The organism is Pseudoalteromonas sp. Of11M-6, from assembly GCF_022347905.1.
Lineage (GTDB): Bacteria > Pseudomonadota > Gammaproteobacteria > Enterobacterales > Alteromonadaceae > Pseudoalteromonas.
The window spans coordinates 42,664-66,237 of record NZ_JAKRFW010000025.1; the positions used below are offsets into that span (position 1 = coordinate 42,664).

The following is a 23,574-nucleotide window of genomic DNA, read 5'->3' on the forward strand; positions in this document are numbered from 1 at the left end:
ATGAACATAAATGTGCAGCATTCACTCGCCTCGACATTATCCCTAACCCCCTATTTAAGGGTTTCGCAAAGTATTGGTAATACCCCGCTAATGCAGTTTTTAAGTCTACCAAACGGTAGCAAACTGTATCTTAAACTTGAGCAGTTTAACCCCACCGGTAGCACTAAGATCCGAATGGCGAAGTCTATGTTAGATGAAGCAGAAGCCAGTGGCCAACTGAAGCCGGGGGGCTGGGTCGTTGAGTCAACCTCTGGCAATACCGGCGTTGGCCTTGCGCTGCTTGCAGCTGAGCGTGGCTATCGCTTTACCGCACTTGTGGATAACCATGCGGCAAAAGAGAAAATTAGTAATATGAAAGCCTTTGGCGCGGAAGTGATCTGCGTTAGCGAAGCTGGAGACGACAGCCTATCTACTGATATTCGCGATGCAATGGCCGCGAAGCTGGCACAAGAGCAAGGCGCATTTTGGACCGCCCAACACAATAATTTTGCCAATAGCCGCGGTTATACAGGACTTGCGCAAGAGGTCTTTCATGAACTTGGTGAACACATTACTCACCTTGTCGGTGCGGTTGGCACAGGTGGCTCGCTATGCGGCACAACAAGGGCTTTGCGCGACTTAGGTTGTCATCAACTTACAACGATTGGAGTTGAACCTGTAGGGTCTGTGATTTTTGGTGGACCAGGACTGAATTATCATCAGTCAGGAACGGGGACGCCGGAAGGCGCTGAGATAGGTCCCGTTATTGAGTATGAACTTATCGACAAAGGCGTGAAGGTATCTGACAAACAAGCGTTTAATACCGCCAGATATCTTGCCAAGCACTACGCCCTAATGGTCGGTGGCTCGGCTGGAGGAGTTATATACGAAGCAGTACAGGCGTTAAAAACCGCCCCCGCCGATAGCTTATTTGTAGTGCTCGTTTGTGACGGTGGCGAGAAATATCTCGATACCGTATTCAATGATGATTGGATGGCAAAACACGACCTTATCGACATTAACATCGAGCAAGAGCTCGATGACCTATTAACGCAATATAAACCTGCCGCGAGAGCCTAACCATGACCCAACAAACTGTTCTGCCGATACTAAATGAAGCCCGACTGGCGCAACTTGATTTTCCCTATAGTAAAGTCATTGAGGTGGTGGAAAATGCCTTTCGTTCACTGCACCACCCTGACTCTGCCAACCCACTCAAAGTGATTATGACGCCACAAGATGGTCGATCCATTGCCTATAGTATGGCTGGCCGAGATGCCGCAAGTAATACCGTAGGGTTTAAGGTGGTCTATGAATACGACCCAGACAGAAGTCGTAACCAATATCAATTCTATTCCTTTATTTTCCTTTGCGATGATGCCACAGGCCACCCTGTGGCCCTAATGGATGTAAAAGAACTAGGCCCTATGCGCACATCAGCCACCTCCGCCTTGTTTGCAAAGTATGCCGTTCATTCAGATGCCAAAAATGCGTTGGTTGTAGGAACAGGTGTTCAAGGGCAAATCGCTTTACCAATGCTCGTCACGGCATTACCACAACTCACACACTTAACCGTCCACGGCAGCTATCAAGCAGGTTTGGAAGCGGTTCAGCAAAAACTAAAGGAGCATCACCCACAGCGACAAGTTGCGGTATCACAAGACTTAGAAGCTTCAGTAAGACAAGCCGATGTGATCCTTGCCGTTACTGGGTTATCCGCCAAAGAGAACATTAAATATGAATGGTTAAAACCGGGCGCTGTGGTGATTTTAGTTGGCTATGGGATCGAAAAGCCAGTGCTACACCGAGCTGATAGATTGCTCACAACGGATGCAGAACAAATGAAGGTCACCGGAGACGATTTATTAGACGAGAATGATAAGCTACCCGCCGTTGATGCGACATTGACGGAAATACTAAATGGTGAAAAGCCGGCACGAACCCACCCTGATGAAATTATCTTTGTCTATAACAGCGGCATGATCATTACTGACGTGGCACTAGGACGAGCGGTTGCAGACTTTGCCATCACACAAGAAAACGTGGAGGAAGTAACGTTATGGTAGCTTCAGCGCGCGCCGATATTTTTAAAGTAAGTCAGCTCGCAGGGCCGCTTATTCTGACCAATCTGCTCTACGTGGCAATTGCAACGATAGATCTTATCATGCTCGGTATGTTGAGCCCGTTAGAGCTGGCTGCTGGCGGCCTCGCCATTGGTATTTTTAATCAATTTAGAACCATGGGAACGGGCGTAGTCACGGCAACGGGTAATTTGGTATCTGATGCAATCGGCAAGGCTAAACTAGATCAGATCACTCCTCTTTTTAACGCCAGCATGCTTATCGGAACATTTTTAGGTCTACTGTTTGCCGCCGCGATGTTTGCCATAGAGCCATTTTTAAGGTTTATCGGTACATCCGAGGCAATTGCCAATTTGACGACCCAATATTTAACCGTTGTCGCTTTGGGCTTATTACCCTGTTTTTGGTTTCAAAGCGTGCGGCATTTTAGTGTTGGATTGAAAAGACCAGGGCCATTGATGTTAATAACGGGTGTATCTGTTGTACTCACTATCGTGCTCAATTACGGTCTAATTTTTGGTCAGTTTGGCCTACCACAACTCGGCTTTGTGGGGGTTGCAGCCGCCACGTGTATCGTGCTGTATTTATCGTTTTTACTGTTTGTACTATTTGCCAAGCGCGATGACGTACTCAGCCCCTACCTCACTATAAAGTTTTGGCAAACCGACCGTGAAGCACTTAGTAAAACATGGAAAATGGGCGTGCCAATTGGCGCAACTTACGGGCTTGAAGCTGGTTTTTTCACCGTGCTTGCGTTGTTTGTGGCAACACTCGGCGTAAATGCCTTAGCCGCCCACAACGTGGTAAGCCAAATGGTGTACATCGTATTTATGGTATCTGCTGGCATTTCATCTGCTTGTTCTATTTACATCAGCGAAGCCAATGCTGCGGGGGACTTTCATCATGCAAAACGCATCGGCAATTTGGGGATTATTTGCGGTGCCGTGGTCATGTCTGTTTTCGCCTTAATCTATTTATTCACACCCGAGTTTGTACTGCTGCCATTTTTAAGTGCAGAAGAATTACAAAACTCCGACGTCGTTGTTATCGCTATAGAGCTACTCGTTATTGCCGCCTTTTTGCAGTTTTTTGACGCGTGGCAAAATATCGGGCTCGGTATCCTGCGTGGACTTGGCGATGTTAAAAGCACCCTAATGCTGTCTTTAATTGGTTATTGGTGCATTGGTCTTCCCGGTGCGTGGTTATTTCAAGAATTTTTCTCTTTGGGTATTTTGGGCGTTTGGTACGCCTTAATGTTAGGACTTGCGGTCACAGCGCTATCTGAGATTTGGCTTTTTAATCATAGGGCTAATCGTTTACTTGAGCCCACATCACTCAAGGAGCAAAACGCATGACAACGACAATGCCAAACCCAGCCCGCAAGGAAGTCATTGCACTACCGCCCTATGGTGCGGGACAAACCATTGAGCAAGCAGCAGCGCGTAATCTCCACCCCAATATGATAAACCTCTCAGTGAATGAAAACCCTTTAGGGCCAAGTCCTGCTGCGCTTAATGCTTTTAAAGCACAACTGCATACCGCTAGCTGCTATCCAGACAGCCAATGCACTGAGCTAAATGAGCAGCTGGCAACTAAACTTAACGTTGCCAGAGAACAAATTGTACTCGGCAATGGCTCTGAGGATGTACTCTCAATGCTCTGTAAAGCTTTCCTCAGTCAAGGCGATAAGGTGTTAGTGGCCAAGCCTACCTTTGCGCTTCATGGGATTTACGCCAATATGATGGGGGCAAAGGTCCTAGAAGTGCCGATGCAAAGCGATTTGTCCTATCGAATTGATGATTGGCTCGATGCTATCGCATGCCACCCAGATTTAAAAATGCTTATGCTTGCTAACCCATCCAACCCCATAGGTTGTACGTTTGATACCAATAATTTGCAGCGCCTCATTGATGCCTGTCCGCTCAATACGGTTATCGTCATTGATGAAGCGTACTGCGAATATGCCCAAGGCCATAAACAGTTTGTCGATAGCTTAACACTACTTCAAACACAGCCTCGTCCCTACGCGGTATTACGGACTTTTTCCAAAGCCTATGGTCTTGCAGGGCTTAGAGTGGGCTACGGCGTAATGGCAAATGCCCAATTGGCGGATTATCTGCACCGCGTACGTACACCGTACAATGTAAATCGACTAGCACAACTTGCTGCGATTGCGGTATTGCAAGATCCCTCCTATTTGGCAGACACGGTCACGCAAACGAATCGCGAAAGGGAAAAACTCAGCGCCGCCCTCACCGAGCTGGGTTATTTTGTCGCGCCAAGTCTAGCCAACTTTTTATTTATTGATGTCAAGCAGCCGTCTGCGCATGTCGCATCTTTGCTGCTGCAACAAGGAATAATGATAAAACCATGGCTAGAATCAGGTTTTGATCATTTTGTAAGAGTAAGCATCGGACTGCCGGAGCAAAACCTTAGGGTGCTTGAAGCCTTTAAACAGTTGTAAGTATCGCCCTCTGTGAGGGCTTTTAAGCACAAGCTGCCTGCTGATTTAAATGGTAAAGTACTTGGCTGTCGGCCTTATGAGTAAATAAGGTCGACTTTTCTGGAAAGTACTTGCCTGCTTTGGCAGCAGCAAAGATGTCTTCAATTATGGGGGCGCGACAGATGGCGGTTACAATATGAGCGTCATCACTTAGCTCAACTTTATTTTTAGACCACAGCTCCTCAAACGCTGGCAGTGCCTGCAGTGCTCTACGCAACTGGGTCTGAATAAGATAAGAATCGCTTGTCGCGCATTGGAGAGCAAAACATAAAGCAGCTTTCCCCAACCAAATAGTATAATCGCCCTCAGTCTCCGGGGATTCACAGATATCAAAATCGCTAAGGTGCTGTTTGAATTTAGTAACATCTACAGCTTGTGTGTAAGATGCCTGCACCGCGAAACTCGTTATCACCGCATCTTGCTGTGGAACTAACCATGCCATCATCCGAGATTGAGGCGCATGACGTTGGCTGGCAGCAAACATCCTGTGATGTCCATCAGCAATTAGCCATTGTTGGTGCATTGCGATCTGCTGTCTGAATTCTTGTAGCACGTGACGATTTTCAACAGCATAGAGGCGATGAGTACACTCACCGCAATCACTGTGCCACTGCGCAGTTTCAACACATTCCGCTTGCCATCGCACCTTGTCCAAATTAAGTTTTCCGACCAAAAGACACGGGGGTAAGAGCAACTTCTCGAGCTGAACACGCTTTTTCAGCGCCATAGCATGGGTAACCGAAACCGACTCGTGAGGCAGAATCGCTTGCTCAGGTAACACTGAAACGTCAAGCTCGGCCAAAATGCCTGTAACCAAAATACCACCTTGCTCCACTTGGTAAAGATGAAGTGGTCCATCCGTTATTGTGATCATAAAATAAACCTTGCACCATTTTAGATACAATATAACATACCATAAATTGAGTAACATCAAGTTTACATGACAATTTATACTGACTTGTTTAGTGTGGTTATTGCTTTGCTTCAATAATCGAAAAAAAATTCAGTAAGTTTGCTTTAACTTACTGAGCTTTTTGTATTACAGATTTGGTGACAACGAGAGTTGATAATCATCAAAGTGTACTTCAGCCTGTTTTTGATGTTGAACCGTAACACTAGGGGAAGCTATAAGAACTTGACCCTCAGAAGATAAGCTGTAAATCTCGGTCACTATTTTCACTTGGTTTTCTTGTTCAATTTTTGAGGTGAGGCGAATTTTTAGCTTATCTGAAAATACAATCTCGCTGAATGCGCCTTCGTCATTCAAAACCTGAACATCAGCCAGCGTTTGTCCCTGAGAGGTTAGTATAAGGTCAACCATCACGGGCTTAGCTGACGCCGTTAAGGTAAAAACACTTGCAGCCATCACAGCAGTACCTGCAAAAAATGCCGCAGCTTTGCGTGTTAATTTGGCACCTTTTAGCTTAGGCTGATGTTGAATTTCTATCACCTTAACTTCATAAACCGCAGCAAGTGCTTTTATCGACTCGAGCGATGCCGTCCCTGACTTTTCGATACGTTGTACGGTTCGCAGGCTTAGCCCAGAAACCTGTGCCAATTCGGATTGACTCCACGCCCGCTCTACTCTTTTCGATTTTATAAGTTGTTTGTTAATTTGCATTTCCATGATTGGTCTCCTGTATTAGTTAGCTCAACTATACTCGGAGACCTTCCTACTGATTACGCCACTTAGGCGACATAGGTATGTCAACTCTATGACATTAAAGAATAAATTAAAACTCTTTCACTGTGTTCTGACACATAACGTTTAAGAGTTAAGCATTAATGATATTTTCACTTAATATTGGCAAATCAGTTTACACAAATACTAAATGGACATTTCATCGAGTTGTTTCACCATCGACTTTAGCTCATTAACTGTGACTTTTTCTGCACTAAACTCTTTGCTAAGATTTTGCTGGGCTGCTGCGAAAAACGGCTCAGCTGTTAGTGAGTTTCCAAGCTTTTCGTGCAATAATCCGATACGGATGTAAGTAAATGCTAAAATATTGGGCCCTAATTCAGCACGAACGCTTGAGGACTCCGCTTGATTCAAAAGCCTAGCCAACGACTCTAAAGCATAGATTCCACTTTCAATTGAGCCATCTTTATATTGCTGAAATGATATTTCAACCTCATTTTTAATAAAATCCATTTCCATATCTTCTGCATAAGCGGTTGTTGTATTGAGTGTAATTAAGCCGCATATGCCTATTAAACATCCTTTAATCATCGAATTCTCCTTAGCCTGTTGTAACATTTATTTTTAGAGTTCGTACCTTTTATAGCAAAAAAAGTTTACTGTGTACATTTTATCATCTTAAGGATGAGTTATTATTGAGCGGGTTTAATTACTGATACAAACGCCAGCTTCTCTATTCCATGTGTTGGCAACCAACGTTTAAACTCAATAAATCCATACTTTTGATAAAGCGCTATGGCGGGGATATTTGCGCTAGCTGTTTCAACTATTACCTTCTCCGCACCCAACTCAGCTAACGCAAAATGCAGTAATTTACCCGCAATCCCTTTGCGAAAATAACTGGGATCAACGGTCAGGCTATCTATTTCTAGCGTTTTCTCAACAATGACAATTTCAATGACAGCGGCAAGATTTTGATTTTCAAAATATCCATAAAAGTGACTCGTCGCACCGCATATACCTTCTATCGTTCGAGATAAAGGCGGAAAATAACTCGCCCCAATTAACTCTGCTTCTATTTTGTATGAGCGTTGAAATACATTGAAAATCTCTCTCGCCACCAACGCATCGCGATTGTTTAATTTTTGGATCATATATTCCGCTTCATAAAAGCGTTCCCACAATTGTACCAATTGATGACCAAAAAAGTATCAATCTCTTGGTTAAAACACAACGCAACCAGTTGAAAAATTTCCAAGTTTCACGGAAATACGATATAAATGGATCAGGATCATTGCTTTTATTAATATCAAGGAGGTGCCCTATGTCGTTAGCTAAACACACACTCGATTTATCACTAACGGATAAAGTGTGGTTCAAATATGTGACTCTAAAAAACAAAAATGAATTGAATGATGACTCTCAAGTATCACTCAAATCTATCGCAGCGCTGGGCATGCTTTCCGGTAGCGCTGAGTTTTTATTTGCATTATTAGTCTTCGCCTTGGCTATAACAGCGTCGTTTATTGATGGCGAGTACCCTCGCTACCTTGCCTTTCCTGCTTGTTTAATCGCATTTTTAATTATCTTTTTCACTAAAAGAGTCATGCTGTACAAAAAATTTGGCTTTGGCTCTCAATGGGTGATGGACGTGTCGAAAAACCAATTAACCATTTCGCCCAAAGCAATAAAAACAAAGGTAACTGGTACGCAAAAAATTGCTAGAGAAGATATTACTGAAATCACCTTTCATTACTTACTATTAAAAGACCGCAAAGGCGGAAGAATAAAAACAACGGCCAATTTATGCTTTGCCGAAATCTTATTAAAAAATGGTACAAAAGTAGAACTCAATGGCACTCGGATCGGTTTTTTTGACTTACTCTACTTACTTATATTCTTTGATTATCCCTTAGTTTATCGAAATACGTCTGCAGGCGGCAGCTCTGATATTGCCATCGTTTTACTCAGGTTACTCTCCCTTTCTGCCATTGCCGCCGGTCTTGCTAAGCTTGCGCTGAATTAAAAAAGTTCGCGCTTATTCTCGTGTAAATTGAGTAATAAGCGCTTCTCCTTTGTCGCCATTGATTTTCTCAATGGCCTCGAGCATTTCAATGATCCGTTGACGGTCAAACGGGTTAGTGATGGTATTGCGCACATCGTCGATGATGGCCTCTAGATAATTAAATAAACTTTCCGTCGCTTGTTGATCCGCACTTGAGCGAAACAGTATATTTTTAAACGCTTCCAACACATTAACCATGACATAGCCATCGGTCTTTGCATAGTTTCTTATCGGCGTAAAATTATCATGCAGTAATTCATCAAAAGACGCTTCGTGAATATATAAAAGCGGCTCATTTTTAGCGTGTTTAAAGGAGTAGTTCACATCGCAAATACCCAAACGCTGGATAAGTAAAATACTCAGCATATCAATCGCCTTTACCGCAGTACCGGGGTCATTAATCCCTGGGCTCATGGCTTTGACTGCAATCTCCGAGATTTGTGTTAAACCATAGCGATAATGGTCGCTGATGTACTCTTCAACATAAAAAATAAAACAGCCAAGTAACGCATCCTGTAGCGCCTCATTTCCACTAAGATCCTTATTACACTTAAGAAACGGATAGCCTTTAACGGTAAAAAACCCTTGTTTAACTGCAATATATATTTTTAAGTCATGTTGCTCGCACAACCCGCACAGTTTGTCACTGTGTACTCCCTTAAAATATCCCTCTTCTGTGCTGGGTAAATTATGCCAACTCGAAAAGTCAGGAAAGTTATCAAAAGGCTGCTCTTGCTGTTTGGTGATAATATTCTTCATCTCATTCTTGGTGTTGTTAAACAGGTCATTTAGCACATTATCGACCTGTATGGCGCGGGAGATTGAATGGATAAAAAATACAAAAAGGCCTAATGAGATCAGTCCAAACACCAGCGAAAATAAAACCCCTAACGCCGGGATCCCAGTTTCACCATTGCCCACACCACGAATGTTTATCAGCATAATGATGGCATAAATGATACTGCCGAGATAAAACCCCAATACCAGCTGGTGTGACTTTCTGGTGATAAGACCCGGCAGCACTCTAGGTGATAACCCAGCGCTGGCATTATTCAGCACAATCATCACCATTGAAAAACTAAATACCGTCAATGAGATGATACTACCCACGAGCGTGCTTAAGATGGTTCGTGCGTTCTCTTCACTGTCGACCAGTACAATCGCTATAAGCTCCTTAAAGTTGCTGATAGGAGCTGCATATTCAAGTGCCGTGGTTATGAGCGCGAAAATAAAAAATGCAACTGCAAGTAAAGAGGGGTAGAAACCGATACTACTTATCAGTTCGCGATAATTTTCGGCCAACTTGCGAGGTGTGAACATTGCTATCCTTACACTTTGAGAATCTGATTATATAGCCTAGCAAGACTTGAGCAATAGAGTAAATAACCTGAACTCAGCATAACAACTTGTTCCCTAGCAGCTGTTATCCCTTACTACTGCGTTAAATTTGCTTGCAATAGGCTAGCTATTGACGCACAAATTTGCCTTGTATTAAGAAATAACTTCTGGCTAGAGTGATGTTACACTTTTGAGATTCGGTATTTTAGTCAATTAACTAACTTCTTATCCCGAGTTCAGGTTAAGTAAAACAGCAAGTATTTTAGGAAGTTAGCTTTGAAACTAACCCCAAAAACTTACTTGCGATTATGCAATGAACAAGAAGCCAACAAAGGCGATAGCAGCCGCAATCAACGCATAAGGTAGCTGAGTGATGGCGTGACTGACTAAGTTACAATCTGAGCCTTGAGCTGCCAATACTGTAGAATCCGAGTAGAAACACGCTTGACTACCAAATGATGATGCCGACAACAATGCACCTATCACCAGAGGAATATTAGCATCTACAGCAACGGCCAATGGCATCACGATAGGGATAGTCACAGCGAAGATCCCCCAACTAGAGCCTGTTGCAAAGGCCAAAATAGCCATAGATAAAAACACCATCGCAGGCAGTAAACCAGCTGTCATATAAGGACTCAGCGCATTTATCACATATTGTGGCAATAACAGTTGATCGCACACATCCTTAAAGATAAATGCGGCGATAACCGTTCCTATCGCGGGTAGCATGCATTTAAAACCATTGATCATTTGCTCAAGCATGTCTGCAAGCGGCATCAACCTTTGCACCATATAAAATGGGATAGTCACAGCCAAAGTCGCTAACAAGCCTTTCCATACATCAATGTCAAAATACACCGTAAACGCCACCAACAAACCAATGGGCACTAAAAAGTTAACCAGTTTGCCTTGAGTGTCGGCTTGTTCAAATTCCTGCTCAATGGCTTTTGCAGCATAGTGATCCGGTGTATGCACTTCTTCCAAATCAACCTGCTCAAGCGCAGGCTGTCCTTGTTTAGCTGCAAGCTCTGCTTTTTTCATTGGGCCGAATAGTGGAACAACACCAAATATCACCAGTGGCACCATAATTACAGCCACCCAAGCATACAGCATGTAAGGAATGGCCTGAATATACGTGCTGATCCCCTGTCCTTCTCCGGCGACACCGTTATCAACCAGCAAACCACCAAAGAACACTGCCCAAGTCGAAAGTGGTACTAGAACACAGATAGGCGCAGCGGTTGAATCCACTACATAGGCAAGCATTTCCCTAGAAATCTTAAACTTATCGGTAACGCGACGCATCGTCTCACCAACCGTCAGCGCATTAAGATAGTCATCAATAAAAATGATCACACCTAAAAAATAGGTCATAAGCAAAGACGACTTTGGCCCTTTTGCCATTTTCAGTGCATTGCGACCAAATGCTAAGGCACCACCCGTGTGCACCAACAATGCTATCAAAGCACCAAACGTACCACATACCAGAATAAGCCAGCCGATGGTTTCATCGCCCATCACTTTTAGCGAAGCATCAGCAAAATTTGCCAATACGGTGGCAGGGTCTAACAATGCGAGTCCTACAAGCGCCCCTAAGACAAGGGACAAGATAGGACGACGTAAGATAATTGCAAGCGTCAATACGACGACTGGGGGAATGATGCTAATTGCACTTGGCTCAGCCATGCGAATTTCCCAAATCAAAGGAATTTGAGCAGCGGAAAAAAGGGACGCAACATCGGCTATAAACAGCGGCTGATGCAGTCTTATCCGTTTCCCAAATTCAGAACAAAAGGTTAAAATCACAGGCACTTAATGCGTGTGAGGATCTGCCTAATATTGGGTTGACGAGTTGACTGTATGGCCCTCATTGAAACATCGCGGAGAAAATATACAGAATTTGACTTTGCGTCAATTTATTTTTTGTCTAATGCTAGTTTTGCCATGTGCTTATTTACTTGCTCTATCTCTTCAGCGGTCAATTCGGCGTAACGTCTAGGATAAGACCACCCGTATCCCCAACGAAATGGCGTAGGTAAATAAGGAAGCCCACCAAGTCGTACACCCGCTAACATCAAGGTTGCCACTTCTTCTTGACCTACCGCAGCAACACATTTTTGCAAGGCAATGTCGGCATTTTCGCGCTCTATAGCGGTACCACCTTTCCAGTAGGCAAGGTCGTGTGCCGTGCAACAGCTCAACCACAGTTCATTTTGCGCCAAAGTACCATCAGGAAATGCACTACAACCATCGCTTGTGAATGGCTTTAATTCATCAGCACTGCCGTGGCTAGATGCAAACAGCAGCGAGAATATAATTACTATTTTTTTAATCATCGTAAATTACCGTATGGCTACTTTCCTTCCAAGCTTAGCTGGCGCACCTTACACTTTCATTTCCATCAGCAGCGCATCTTCACCATAACTTTTGCATACCTTAATTGGCTTTGGAACATCAACCAAAACCCCACGCTATTTTGTACAGCCACGAGCCGAATGCGACAGTACCCCATTTGAGTTGCCAGCTCAACTAAGCGTTTAATCATCAAGGCACCAATTCCCTGCCCAGATACGGCTTGTGAAACAACTAGGTCATGTAGAAACAACGACGAACTAGGCGGTTGTTCAGGAAGTAATGTAAACAAACTAGGGTGCGCCAATAAATAGGCATCCACGGCTCGATGTTGTTTAAAAACAACTCTTTGGCGAGCGCATCCATTTACTTTTTAGGATATCCACAGTTTCCGGCGCAACATCATGATACGCCTGACTTTGTAGCGTTAGGATCTCAGGCCACGACGCATCTTCGATAGCGTAATAAGTCATAATATACTCGCATACGACGCTTAGGTTAACTTCATCCTATGCGCCACCATTTTGGCCTTTTTGAAATATAAGAATGAGATTTGGGTTCTAGGGCTTTACGACTATTGGCATCAAAAACGCCGAGCACTAATGCAATGACAGGTGCGTCATCTATTGCACCTAATGTGCTACCACACTCAGGGCAAAAAGCGCGCGATGAATAATCCGATGAACGCCACGCCTTAGGAGCACCGCCAGGCCCATCCCAGCTTACCTCTTCACTTGCGAACTCTACCCATGTAACGGTTAGAGCACCGCTATGTCTTTGGCACATTTTACATGAGCAGGTATGAGGGTTACGAGGGACGCCAATCGCAGTAAAACGGATCTGCCCACATAAACATCCTCCAACAAAATTGACAGCCATCCTTGTGTTTCCTTAGTATTTCACCATTATCCTAAATTAAGTACGATAGTAAATTACCGTGCCTATAAAGTTCCAAGTGAAACACAAAACTGAACACTAAGCCACTGAATTTGTGATGCATTAGTTAGGTATCTCTTAGTTACGCATTGTTACCATCGAAGTTATCGTGGGGCTCGCCGGCAAGTTCATACTTCAATACTCCAAGCTCCTGATAATAATGCAAGATATCGATAAAAGATTCGTATTCTCTTTGCGGTGAAACCGTCAAGGCAAAGCACCCATCATCCAATTGCTCGCTCTCCACGCCAGATAGAGTAAGCTCTTGAAGTAGCTCTATGTTTTTGGCATTTTCTAACTCGTTTGTAAAGCGGATCCGCAAAGAGTGATACTCACTTCGAGCCACAATCTCGATGACGTCTAAAGAACCTTCGCTATCTGGTGCAACCAAAACGTGGTCGTCGTAGTTAACACCAAAAGCAAAAAGCGGAGCGCCTTTTATTTGATAAATATTATCGCTCACTGCCGTCGCAACAATAAATTCTTCAGCACATCCTTGAGGATGGTTTTTAAAAGTAAACCGTACTTTGTCAGTGACTACATCATTCATATGGATACAAACCGCCTTTACATGGACTGATCTCGTTTTATTTAACCGACCGTAAGTCCAACAAATAAAAGTTACCCACAATTACAATGTGTTACTTGTATATGGGTTTAGATTGCAAACATGATGCAGTAGCGAAACTGAAGAGAAAATTAAGCGACGATCTATAGAAAACAAAGTGGTTAATCACCAGCTAATTTTAGCTTTGAGATCGACTGCGTGATCTTTCTTTTTATAATTTTCTGTTCAATATATAAAGAGACTCCTACTCCTATCATAGCGGTGATAAGCATCACTAACCAAAAGGACAAATTGTCGTAAGACAATAACCCAGAAACGGCAAGGTAGACGTTAAACGGTACTACAATAAACAATACACCAAGCACTTTGAACAGCTCATTTAAGGTTGCCGAATCTGCTTTCGCTTCTGTAATTACCTCATGCAATATCCGATCGCCTATCGGTTCAATTTCTGTAAAATTATTCCTTATCCATCGTAAGTAATCCAATTTATCTTTGCCTCCAAATTTCGGTTTTAGATATAACGTATACAACTTGGGAACAGGGCGCTCTGAGACTCAAAGTGGCATACTAACGTTTGCCCCAAAGCACATCAATTTCTTTACCGTCTTTAACAAACTCTAGCTTCACCGTCACTTTGGTACCATTTTGTGCCTGAGGAAAAGTGCGCGTACATTGCAATACATAATGGGCGAAAAAGCGGTTATAAAATCCATGTTCGCCCATGTCATCAAAAAGATTAAATGCTTTTTCAAGCACAGAATAATCCCCTTCTTGGTGATAAGCGAGGTTAAGTTGTGCAAAACCATCGCATAGGTTTTTAATGTCGTGCAAAATCCGCGGATGCAACTCGACTATTCCTGCAAGGGTTTGGAATTTACTCGCACCTAGCCTGCGCCAATCCCGCTCTTTGCGTGCAAGTTTTCGACATCCCTTTGCTTTGAGATATTGATATGTCGCCAGAGCCACTTCGTTATGAGAGTTAAGTTGCGAATTTAACAATGCCTCAAAAATCGCATCATATAATTTCACCCGATTTTCTATAGTTGCCCGCTCAGGAAGTATTTTGTGATTAATGGGTAATGCAGCGGCAAGCGAGATGGCCAGTCTTCGACTTTCAAACTGACCTAATAAAGGTAGTAGCTGAACAAACGCGTCATGGTCAAGGTGTAAGGACTTAACGATCCGCACATTATCGGCATCTTTGAGTATCTCGCTCAATCGGTGTTTTGTATCCTCAGAGTCAAACTCTGGGGTCATGCCCCATACCGATAAATCATCGACCAAGTGGTCCAGCTCGTTACTGGTCACACTCGCCTCTTGCTGTTTATGTAAGAGCGTCAGACCCAATGTAAACTCGTTTAGCTTGGGCGGCGTTGATGTTGAAAAGGCCACCATCTGAGCATCAAAGCTGAGATAGTAATGACGTTTATCGCCATTAATATCATCTTGATAACCACGCATTCCAAGCGTAGCAAGTTGCACTCTATTTAGCTTGTCTCTCGTTTCAATGGTTTTAAATGAATAGCTGTTACGGCTCATGGCCGACCAAGCACCAAAGCCTAAATTGAACCCATAGGCTTGCTTGATTTCAGTACTGGTTTGAAAGAAGAAGCGCTCTATCTCGATTTCATCTTGGTAACTATGCTGAGTGATAGTACCAACCCGCCCAAATAACGCATCAAGATGCACCTGCTCTAGGCCTTTGGTAGTTAATTTAGCTTCAAGCAGCGATTGATGACTGGATAAACGCGTGTATTCAAACTTAACACTTAGCTCAGCTTTTAACTTTGCAGCCGTTTCAATATTTGCTAGCACCGTTTTTTTAATGGTCAGTAGCTCGCTTTGGAGTCGTTCTAAACTGTCCATTAGTGGATCAAGCTGTAAGCGATCTTTTAATCTTAAGATCAGGTCGTTTTGCGCTTCATCGGGAGAGTCTGTTGCGACGAGTGAAAGGACTTCTTCAACCTTATCCAGAGGTGCATTGAATATCCCTGTCAAAATACTCGAATAAGCTTGCTTAAATCCGGCTTGGTCGGCAAATTTGGCGTTCACTCCCCCAGTGATTGTTAAAGCAGTATTCGACAATGTTGATTTTTTAATTGCGAGGAAAGTATGGTGTGGTTTATCCAAGCGTTTAGAAAAGACAACACGAAAGCCACCACGGATCTCGATATTAAGGTCCGCATTTAAAGCCGAATCAAGGTTAATATCAAGTAATTCTCCTTGATCCAACCAACGACTAAACATATCGAGATTTTGCGCGATTATATCTGACCACCTAAAATTGGCGCTCACCGTTAACGCCCCTGCCGTTTCCATCATTAATGCATTATTAGGTGCAAGTGACTTAATATCCTCAACATCGAAAATAACCGGCATAGTTGCAAGGTCGCGGCCTAAGGCAAAACCCACAGCTTCATGTGGTTGATGGCAAAGGTAGGCTGCTAGTTTACATTGTGCCTGCCCATCTGTATTAATACCAAGCAGCTCCGCTTTGGAGGCACCGGTGAGATCAAAGTCAATGTGTGTGCTGTATTTTATCCAGCACACCTCATCACTATAGGTAAGTGTTGTGGTAGATTCGAGATTTGCATTAACCTCCTTTTGCTCACCAATAATACCGTCTTCATCGATGACTGTGCTCGCGTTGATAAGCTCTATCTTACTTTCACCAGTAACACTTGTGGTTATATCTTCCAATGCGAAGCTATGGCTTTCTACCATTTCCCCGCGCCAAGGTAACAAATCACCATGATAGTCTTTAAGTGGTGTGAGGGTAGTCTCGACAAGCGTTTGTAAGCCCGTCATATTCAGTTCAATCGTCATCGAATTTCCTTTTCATCTGAAGTGGAATTATCTAACCTAAGCTCCGATTAACTATAGCTGTAATTTAACCCTGAGAGGATAATTTTAGACCAATAATCCCAATCACTATCAGCAGTAAACTGAGTAGCTTAAGTGATGACAACGGCTCTTTAAAATAGACAAAGCCAACAATAATCGACCCTAGCATACCAATGCCAACCCAGACAGAATAAGCAACGCTAAGCGGTAAAGTTCGTAGTGCAACACTGAGAAAGTAGAAACTTGCGGCCATCGCCACTAAAGTAATAATTGAGGGAACAGGCTTCGTAAAACCGTTGGTAAATTTCAAACCAATAGCCCAAACGACTTCCAATAAACCTGCAAAAACAAGTAGCAACCAGCTCATGACAACTCCAAAATGGGGTCGTCCCCGCCAGTAAAAGAAAGCTCTGGAGGTCGTCCACCAGAGCGAGAGAAAATTAGCACGCCCGTGAAGCTAATTCAAGCTTCACGGCAAACAAATTAAGACTCAATTAAAATTGTAAAAGAGCGAGGGCCTGTTGACCTTTGCTGTTTGATTTTTGTTCTTCTGAGTGTGTTTTGGTCGCGACGCTCGACTTGTCGCCTAGTAATCTAGGCAAAAGTTGAGCAACAATGAACAAAGCGCACTCAGGTGAACCCAAAGGGCAGCGCTTGATTGGCATTTCTACTGCGTTATCGCCTGACTTACATAGAATGACTATGCTACGCTGGCTCTGCCTTGTATAAATACCAATCAAACTGCTGCAAAAACAAACTTGAAAGATCAACAGGCCCTAATATCCTAAAAAATCGCAGTTAGCCGTGACAGACAACACCTTCCAACCACCTTGCTCTATCTGTTCAATCTGTTGGTTGAGTAACTCAACGTCTGGTTGTCGCGAAAAAATGCTTTTTCTTATTAAATATTACAACTCTTCTCATGCACCTCTCCATGCGCAATTATCAAACCGGCTAAGTATAAAGAACAACAAAAAAGTACAAAGGCAAATAGGAAATAATAGCTGCGATTAGATGATTTATCACCGTTTTAGTGTGGGTAAGACCGCTACCAGTTTTATTATTCATCATTTACAGCGCAAAAGACGTAACACCAAAGGCTGTAAATCAAATCAATACATTACTCACGTTTACCCTTTGATGATATTACTTCGCATGTTGGCGTACAAAGCTATCAAGCGCCGCAACCGACTTAATCACATAGAGTGTTTTGGTTTGCGCACTTTCCTCTAACTGCGATAAGAATTTTTCATTCCAAAATTGCGGGCAGCGCCTTAACGTTTTAATACTGGCAATCGTCCCTTTAAACACTGAGCTACCATCTGGCCAGCCTTCAGGCTTATTGAGCATGCTTTTTAAAAGACGTTTTATTACAAACCAATAACTCACTCGATATGGTAAGTCGATGTAGACTAAGGTATCTGCTGCATCTAAGCGCTGTTTAAACGCATCTAACGGACCAAAGCCGTCAATGATCCACGCATCAGTATTCAATATGTTTTGATGTGCTTTATCAAAAGCGGCTCTGTCAACAAACTCGCCATTTGCTTGGTAGAGCATCGAGTCTAATTGATACAACGGGATGTGTATTGCCGCGGCCAGTCCTTTACTCACCGTAGACTTGCCGCTTCCCGGTTTACCAAAAACTGCTATTTTCTTCATGTAACCTCCTTGCTGTGGCCCCACAAGGCAGATACAAAAAACCCACCTTACTTTGGTGGGTTCATTAAAAAAGCACACAAAACCACCACTCCTAAGGAATGGTAATAATTCGTGTACTTGTGAGAAATAGTTCTATATTCATAACGATACTTTCACGGAATGATTAGTTATTGTCAAGCACACGCAGGCTAGATGAGTGAATTGAGAAGTAGCATCACTTTGTGGGCTGGCGAGTCACTAACTTTGGCATCGCTACTGTCTACTCAACAGTAAGTTGCCGCCAGATAGCGCCAAAAATGAAGCACATGCACGATTAAAACGTTTAACCAATTTAGGTTTACTAAACCACTGCCTTAGATATAGCCCAATAACAGCGTACATAGCGATAGCCACTATTTCCAGAACGAGAAAAGTAGCCCCCAATAGTGAAAATTGCTCTGTCACATTTTTTGCAACGTCGACAAACTGAGGGAGAAAAGCGGTAAATATCAAAATTGCCTTTGGATTACCCGCAGCAAGAGCGAACTCTTGCTTCATCAGTCCGGTAATGCTCAGATTGCGGACATCATCCGAAACTGGACTAACGTCTGAGCGCCATAAATTATAAGCAATCCATAATAAATAGAGCGCGCCACAAATCTTAATGGCAAGAAACAATATTTCCGACGTGTACAGCACAACAGCAAGGCCTGAAGCGGCAAGCGCAATCATCACACAAAATGCGGCGAGCCTTCCAAATCCCGCAAGAAGAGCTATACGAAAACCATAACGACGAGCATTATTTAGCGCTAGAAGATTATTTGGCCCTGGTGCCATATTCAAGGCAAAGCAGGCTGGAATAAATAAAAGTAGTGTCCAGATGTCCATTGTCTTTCCTTTAAAAAATATTGGCTCAGCGATTAAATTCTGACTTTAATAACCCAAAGCACGTTAGGTCGTGAAATTGTTCTTTCCAATATCCACTTTGTCGTCTAACCCCCTCAGCTTTAAAACCTAGCTTTTCTAGCACAGCCTCTGACGCATGATTTCCCGGCACCGTATCTCCTTGAATTCGATTCAGTGCGCCACATGCTAGTAAACCACCAAACGCGGCGGTGATAATTTGGTGTAATGCTTCAGTGGTATAACCCTTTCCCCAAAATTTCGGCATCAAATCATAACCGATAACTGCATTTTTCATCGCTGAGTTCCATGAGTTAAAACCACACGTACCTATAAGCTGCTCAGTATCTTTTAATCGGATAGCCCAACGGATCCCAACACCGCTATCAAATCGAGAATGAAAGAAATCTATGAGTTTTTCAGCTTGTAATCGCTCACTAAACGCCTCTAAATCGTAGTATTTCACTACCTCTCGGTTTGAAAATAGTTCAAAAATAGCATTACTGTCGCATTCGGATAGCGCCGTAAGCTTCAAGCGTGGTGTTTCAAATTCTGGAAATTGCATATTGATCTCCTAAACATTCAAAACGCAACACAGAGATAACTTCAAACCGCGATAAATAGCATGGTGAAAGTTATCTATACTGCGCGAAATAGCACTTTGACTGCATCTAAAAAATGGCCGGATTGCATGCCGTATAGTCGAGGTTTTTAGTGGTAGTATAACCAAGAATAACTGAGCACTAGTGTGTTGGTCTCAGCGTTTCAATAACCTTCGCATCCATCCAATATGGATTACCTTCCCAGTAACTCGTGCCGTCTTTTTTGACTTTTTTGTCACCTCGCCAAAAAAATAAGTACTTTCCGTCTGGTGATACTTTAGGTCGTTGCTCGTACGCAGCCGTATTAATCGTATCTCCCATGTTTATTGCGTTTGTCCATGTGCCATCTTGGTTACGAAAACTAATGTAGATATCAGGCGTGTTTTCACCTTCCTTTTCAGCATCCCACATAATATAAGACTCATCTGGCGCGATGTAGGGGTGAGCAATGTACTTTCCTTGGTTAATTGCCTTACTCATTTTGTGCGGTGTTTCATATTTGCCATCAACAAGCCGTGAATAACTCAAATGCCCACTGCCGTCTTTCAAATCTAAGACATAAAAGTAGTGTGTCCCTTTTGCTGAGGTGGTATAACCTCTAATTGGAATATCTTTAAAAGGCTTGATGTTTTGTATGTGTGAAACCGGTGGGCTAAATTGCTCCTGATATGCTTTTATGTCTGCTTCGGGTATTGATTTTTCAATCCATTGATTGTTTTTATATTGCATCACAATCCATGTTGGTTTTTGATATTCCCCACCAGAGCGAGTAAAAGAAAGCTCTGACATATCTGGCAAAAACAACACTTCAGTCTCGCGGTGCTCATCCGTAGAAACGACACCTGGAGCAAATAACTCGGGTGTTAATCCCGGTGTTTTTTGTCCTAAATCGTAATTGTTTTGGGCATAACTTTTATCGCAAATTATTAAGCCGCAAAATAAAACAATTAGAATGCTCATCTGCTTCATAAACCATCCTTTTATTGGAGCCTTTAGTTTTCAAGTAAATATAATTGCACTAGGAAACAGACAAATCCAAGCACCTTTACAAAACCTGACAATGACACCAGTTTGTCTTAATACTTGCTCAATTTGAAGGAGCAAATCTGACGCTAACTGTGTTAAAGATTTCTTATTTAGAATAACTAAATAGCAAAATCTTTGTCTTGTTATCGACAAGATTTTCTCGCCTCAAAATAGAGCACTTAATTAAGCAAATTGATGTTACACCGCAAAGCCTCGCCATTGCGGAATCAAAAGGCCTGCAATAAACCAAGGAACTTGTAGTACGAGAATACACAGTGCATACAAACGCAACTGCTCAGCAGTCCATAGCGCAGCAAACCACCCTATGATAAAGAACGACTTCCATCCTTCTATTTTTGCAGCTCCGCCAAAATTTAAAATCCAAAGCCAAAATGCCGCAAGTGTGACATGAGAGAGTATCCATGTAAGTAAACTCATACCTAACTCCTTGTCTCTAAGTTCGTACCCGATCCAGCTTTCGCTTCAGAAAGTAAGCTAATGAAGCTGATATTAAACCACTTTAATCAATTGCATATTTTTTAACTTCTTGAATCCGGAATTTTCATTGTCTTTTTAGCGCTTAGCGTGCTCATACTTTTCAACAATCGCATTGGCAATATCATTTAATTTCCCTTGCGTGTTGTTCGCTGAAACATTTGTGGCAATAAATATTCCTAACTTCTGCTTTGGATAAAGCGCAAGCCAAGTGGAAGTACCTATAGAGCCTCCACTGTGATAGAACATAGGATTAGCTGAGTGATACTCGTATGTATTCCAAAAAAATGCATGGCCATGTTCACTGCTGGTTTCTGTTAATAAGGTGCGCGACAACAGCACTTCTTCTGCTTGGGTGCTGAGTAAATACTGCATATAATCGGCAATCGAAGCTGCATTGGATGTTAGTCCGCCTTCAGCAAACGAGTGTGGACTGAGTAACGGTGCAATTTTGCCGTTTCTATCTACCCCTCTCGTTATTTTACTTATCTCACTGGGCTCTAAACGAAACCTTGTATGTTCTTCACCCGATTGTTCCGTGATCAATTGCGCAACAAGTGTAGATAGTGGTCGGTTATACACGTTTTCCAAAATATACCCAGTCAGGTTTGCGCCAACATTGGAGTATTGAAATGTCTGACCAGGCATTGAGGTAAGTTGGTACTGAGCTAAATCTTCAAAAAACTTCGCTTTTGAATAGTTAGAGAACAGCTCAAAAGCCTTGCCAGACTTTATATCTGCGCTTGTATATGCAAAATCTTGCGGTAAACCACTTCTGTGAGTCGCGAGATGACGCAAAGTGATAGGTTTGCCTAGATGTTGCAGGTTTTGATAATCACCACCCTGCAAGTACACCCTAATATCTTCATCTAATTGCACTTTTTTATCTACTACCGCCTTGGCAAGCAACAACCCGGTATAAGTTTTAGTGATGGATGCAATTTCATGCACGGTATCATGGCGTGGCTTTGTACCATCAGGAAACTCGCCAAATTGCTTTTGATAGTTAAGCTTATCATTCACAATAGCGATGGAAGCAATTTGTGCATTTTCCTCAATCAGAAAATCTGTTAGTTTTTTCTCAACAAACGCGTCAAAGTCTAGTTTGCTATCGTTGTTGCAGGCGGTTAACACCATCAAAAAGAGCATCAAACAAAGTAGAGTTAATGATTTCACTGAACGTAGCAGAATATTTACTCTGGCGCCTCGGTTAATTGATTGATGTATTCCAATAGAAGGCTTTTATTTACTTCATTATCAACCAGTCGCACGGCTACTTTGGTGTTTTTCAGCGCTTGTAAGTTATCCTCATTCGCCTCAAATGCCTTTGCTAATGACTCATAGGCTTGCCAAGACTTAGGTTGATATTCGGTGTAACGTTCTGCGACTTCTATCGCTTCTATGACTCGGCCTTGTCTAATCAAATACGTACTAATGAAGCCGAGCCTATTAACACTATTCCAACGCGTCGATCTTGGCAATATAGTAAAACCATAGCGCTCACTTAATTGGTCGTAGTAGTTATCAATATTTTTTAGAGCATTACCAGGTTTAGTCACAATATCGCGATACTTTGCTGACCAAAGTGGCTTCGGGTATTTTATTTCTATCACATCCAGCATCGTTTTTAGCAATGCATCATAATGTCCCTCGTTATCATAAATTTTGAGGATAAAAGGTAGGTCTTTTATACTCTTCAGGCGGCTCTTGAGTTTATTCACATTGCTTTGATACTTCTTTTCCTTTTTTAGGTCGTCTCCAGCTACAGCAAAGTAAATAAGGGGGCCATTTTTAGGGTCTTCAGATACTCTTTCAACTAGACTATCTGCCATAGTTTTATTTGGCGTGTATCCCATCCCTATGATATCAGCCGCAGCTAAAAACACGTATGTATCAAATAACTGTTTTTCATGGATGAGATTATTTAATGGAAAGAAACTACTCGTTGAAATTGCAATCACTGTACGTTTTTCATTAGCCCGATAATGTGCTTTTAAAAACGGAAACAGCTCATTTTGATAAAAATCATGATATTTTTTAGGCTCCCCCCATGATGGCCACTTTTTATTCGACTGACCACCAAACATATCATTATGGTAAATATCTGGTGAAGGGCTTCCTCCATTGATACTAACAACAATGGTTTCAGGCATCCGCTCTACATCAGCTAAGTGTTTTACGATACCACTGACCGCATGGAAGAACTCACTACCATGTTTACCAACTAAAAAGATTACGGGATAAGTATGAAGTTTCGAAGAAAGATCAAAGTTGCTAGGAAGCGCAATATTGAGTGGGATTTCATTATTTAAAATTTCAGACTTCAATACCAGTGTATTACCTATCACCACAGGGTCTTGCTGCGTCACCGTCACAGCTGTACTGCCACAGGCTGGGAAAAATAAAAAAGCATAAAGAACAAGGGTTTTTAATCCTTTTGGCGCTGTCATTAATACCTCCTAGTCTTGAACTTAGCCATCAATATTCGTTATATTAAATAACCTGAGCTGCGGATAATTAATGCCTTTCTAGCAGCCAGTTTTAGCGCTAACTGCGTTGAATTCACTTCCAATAGCCAGCTATTGGTGCGTAA

26 protein-coding genes are annotated in these 23,574 nt (G+C 42.6%); 5 read left to right on the forward strand and 21 right to left on the reverse strand.

Features of this window, described 5'->3' with window-relative positions; translation table 11 throughout:
• Genes MHN32_RS13435 through hisC form a run of 4 tightly spaced genes read left to right on the forward strand, consistent with a single transcriptional unit; the run spans position 1 to position 4,524 of the window.
• Positions 1-1,059, forward strand: a complete 1,059-nt coding sequence (locus MHN32_RS13435) for a cysteine synthase family protein (RefSeq protein WP_239422005.1) — start codon at positions 1-3, stop codon at positions 1,057-1,059.
• Positions 1,060-1,061: 2 nt separating this feature from the next.
• Positions 1,062-2,045 (forward strand): ornithine cyclodeaminase, encoded by a 984-nt coding sequence (locus MHN32_RS13440; RefSeq protein WP_239422007.1) that lies wholly within the window; start codon positions 1,062-1,064, stop codon positions 2,043-2,045.
• Positions 2,039-3,415, forward strand: coding sequence for an MATE family efflux transporter (locus MHN32_RS13445; protein ID WP_206471011.1), 1,377 nt, complete (start codon positions 2,039-2,041; stop codon positions 3,413-3,415). Before MHN32_RS13440 ends, MHN32_RS13445 begins: the two co-directional genes overlap by 7 nt.
• Complete coding sequence (gene hisC / locus MHN32_RS13450; RefSeq protein ID WP_239422009.1) at positions 3,412-4,524, forward strand: histidinol-phosphate transaminase; 1,113 nt, start codon at positions 3,412-3,414, stop codon at positions 4,522-4,524. Before MHN32_RS13445 ends, hisC begins: the two co-directional genes overlap by 4 nt.
• Before the next feature lie 22 nt (positions 4,525-4,546).
• Here hisC and MHN32_RS13455 read toward each other — a convergent pair whose 3' ends face one another.
• The 4 genes from MHN32_RS13455 to MHN32_RS13470 form a co-directional block, all read right to left on the reverse strand.
• On the reverse strand, positions 4,547-5,437 hold the full coding sequence (locus MHN32_RS13455; RefSeq protein WP_239422011.1) for a DUF1015 family protein: 891 nt from the start codon (positions 5,435-5,437) through the stop codon (positions 4,547-4,549).
• A 165-nt stretch (positions 5,438-5,602) separates the two neighbouring features.
• Positions 5,603-6,190 carry a helix-turn-helix transcriptional regulator gene (locus MHN32_RS13460; RefSeq protein ID WP_239422013.1) on the reverse strand — a complete coding sequence of 196 codons (588 nt, stop codon included), beginning with the start codon at positions 6,188-6,190 and terminating at the stop codon, positions 5,603-5,605.
• Between the two features lie 201 nt (positions 6,191-6,391).
• Complete coding sequence (locus tag MHN32_RS13465) at positions 6,392-6,796, reverse strand: hypothetical protein (protein WP_010605168.1); 405 nt, start codon at positions 6,794-6,796, stop codon at positions 6,392-6,394.
• A gap of 101 nt (positions 6,797-6,897) precedes the next feature.
• Positions 6,898-7,359: a GNAT family N-acetyltransferase gene (locus MHN32_RS13470; RefSeq protein WP_239422015.1), complete on the reverse strand. Its 462-nt coding sequence runs from the start codon at positions 7,357-7,359 to the stop codon at positions 6,898-6,900.
• 65 nt (positions 7,360-7,424) lie between these two features.
• Here MHN32_RS13470 and MHN32_RS13475 point away from each other — a divergent pair, with 65 nt between their 5' ends.
• The gene (locus MHN32_RS13475) at positions 7,425-8,231 is read left to right on the forward strand and encodes a hypothetical protein (RefSeq protein WP_239422016.1); all 807 of its coding nucleotides are present in this window, start codon (positions 7,425-7,427) and stop codon (positions 8,229-8,231) included.
• Positions 8,232-8,243: 12 nt separating this feature from the next.
• On the opposite strand, the gene MHN32_RS13480 is transcribed toward MHN32_RS13475, so the two are convergent.
• The 17 genes from MHN32_RS13480 to MHN32_RS13565 all read right to left on the reverse strand — a co-directional run bounded on the left by MHN32_RS13480 (position 8,244) and on the right by MHN32_RS13565 (position 23,431).
• Entirely contained in the window at positions 8,244-9,590 is a 1,347-nt protein-coding gene (locus MHN32_RS13480; RefSeq protein WP_239422017.1) for a DUF2254 domain-containing protein, read from the reverse strand.
• A gap of 324 nt (positions 9,591-9,914) precedes the next feature.
• Positions 9,915-11,297, reverse strand: a complete 1,383-nt coding sequence (locus MHN32_RS13485; RefSeq protein ID WP_237116591.1) for a Na+/H+ antiporter NhaC family protein — start codon at positions 11,295-11,297, stop codon at positions 9,915-9,917.
• A gap of 230 nt (positions 11,298-11,527) precedes the next feature.
• Complete coding sequence (locus MHN32_RS13490; RefSeq protein ID WP_010605173.1) at positions 11,528-11,947, reverse strand: hypothetical protein; 420 nt, start codon at positions 11,945-11,947, stop codon at positions 11,528-11,530.
• A 65-nt stretch (positions 11,948-12,012) separates the two neighbouring features.
• Complete coding sequence (locus tag MHN32_RS13495) at positions 12,013-12,255, reverse strand: GNAT family N-acetyltransferase (RefSeq protein WP_239422019.1); 243 nt, start codon at positions 12,253-12,255, stop codon at positions 12,013-12,015.
• Positions 12,256-12,298: 43 nt separating this feature from the next.
• Positions 12,299-12,436, reverse strand: a complete 138-nt coding sequence (locus MHN32_RS13500) for a hypothetical protein (protein ID WP_227387021.1) — start codon at positions 12,434-12,436, stop codon at positions 12,299-12,301.
• A gap of 31 nt (positions 12,437-12,467) precedes the next feature.
• Positions 12,468-12,842, reverse strand: a complete 375-nt coding sequence (locus MHN32_RS13505; protein ID WP_237116593.1) for a GFA family protein — start codon at positions 12,840-12,842, stop codon at positions 12,468-12,470.
• Between the two features lie 139 nt (positions 12,843-12,981).
• Positions 12,982-13,449 carry a DUF4265 domain-containing protein gene (locus MHN32_RS13510; RefSeq protein WP_239422021.1) on the reverse strand — a complete coding sequence of 156 codons (468 nt, stop codon included), beginning with the start codon at positions 13,447-13,449 and terminating at the stop codon, positions 12,982-12,984.
• A 179-nt stretch (positions 13,450-13,628) separates the two neighbouring features.
• On the reverse strand, positions 13,629-13,892 hold the full coding sequence (locus tag MHN32_RS13515) for a hypothetical protein (RefSeq protein ID WP_239422023.1): 264 nt from the start codon (positions 13,890-13,892) through the stop codon (positions 13,629-13,631).
• 145 nt (positions 13,893-14,037) lie between these two features.
• On the reverse strand, positions 14,038-16,296 hold the full coding sequence (locus MHN32_RS13520) for a hypothetical protein (protein WP_239422025.1): 2,259 nt from the start codon (positions 16,294-16,296) through the stop codon (positions 14,038-14,040).
• A 64-nt stretch (positions 16,297-16,360) separates the two neighbouring features.
• Positions 16,361-16,681 (reverse strand): multidrug efflux SMR transporter, encoded by a 321-nt coding sequence (locus MHN32_RS13525; RefSeq protein ID WP_017216036.1) that lies wholly within the window; start codon positions 16,679-16,681, stop codon positions 16,361-16,363.
• 779 nt (positions 16,682-17,460) lie between these two features.
• Complete coding sequence (locus MHN32_RS13535; RefSeq protein WP_211866517.1) at positions 17,461-17,976, reverse strand: adenylate kinase; 516 nt, start codon at positions 17,974-17,976, stop codon at positions 17,461-17,463.
• A 252-nt stretch (positions 17,977-18,228) separates the two neighbouring features.
• Positions 18,229-18,843, reverse strand: a complete 615-nt coding sequence (locus tag MHN32_RS13540) for a LysE family translocator (RefSeq protein ID WP_206471023.1) — start codon at positions 18,841-18,843, stop codon at positions 18,229-18,231.
• Between the two features lie 25 nt (positions 18,844-18,868).
• Entirely contained in the window at positions 18,869-19,423 is a 555-nt protein-coding gene (locus tag MHN32_RS13545) for a GNAT family N-acetyltransferase (protein ID WP_099028907.1), read from the reverse strand.
• A 178-nt stretch (positions 19,424-19,601) separates the two neighbouring features.
• On the reverse strand, positions 19,602-20,429 hold the full coding sequence (locus tag MHN32_RS13550; RefSeq protein ID WP_239422027.1) for a hypothetical protein: 828 nt from the start codon (positions 20,427-20,429) through the stop codon (positions 19,602-19,604).
• A 255-nt stretch (positions 20,430-20,684) separates the two neighbouring features.
• Positions 20,685-20,924, reverse strand: a complete 240-nt coding sequence (locus MHN32_RS13555) for a hypothetical protein (protein ID WP_045988746.1) — start codon at positions 20,922-20,924, stop codon at positions 20,685-20,687.
• 135 nt (positions 20,925-21,059) lie between these two features.
• Positions 21,060-22,157 (reverse strand): serine hydrolase domain-containing protein, encoded by a 1,098-nt coding sequence (locus tag MHN32_RS13560; protein ID WP_239422028.1) that lies wholly within the window; start codon positions 22,155-22,157, stop codon positions 21,060-21,062.
• Positions 22,158-22,174: 17 nt separating this feature from the next.
• Positions 22,175-23,431, reverse strand: coding sequence for an alpha/beta hydrolase-fold protein (locus tag MHN32_RS13565; RefSeq protein ID WP_239422029.1), 1,257 nt, complete (start codon positions 23,429-23,431; stop codon positions 22,175-22,177).
• Positions 23,432-23,574: the final 143 nt, after the last annotated feature.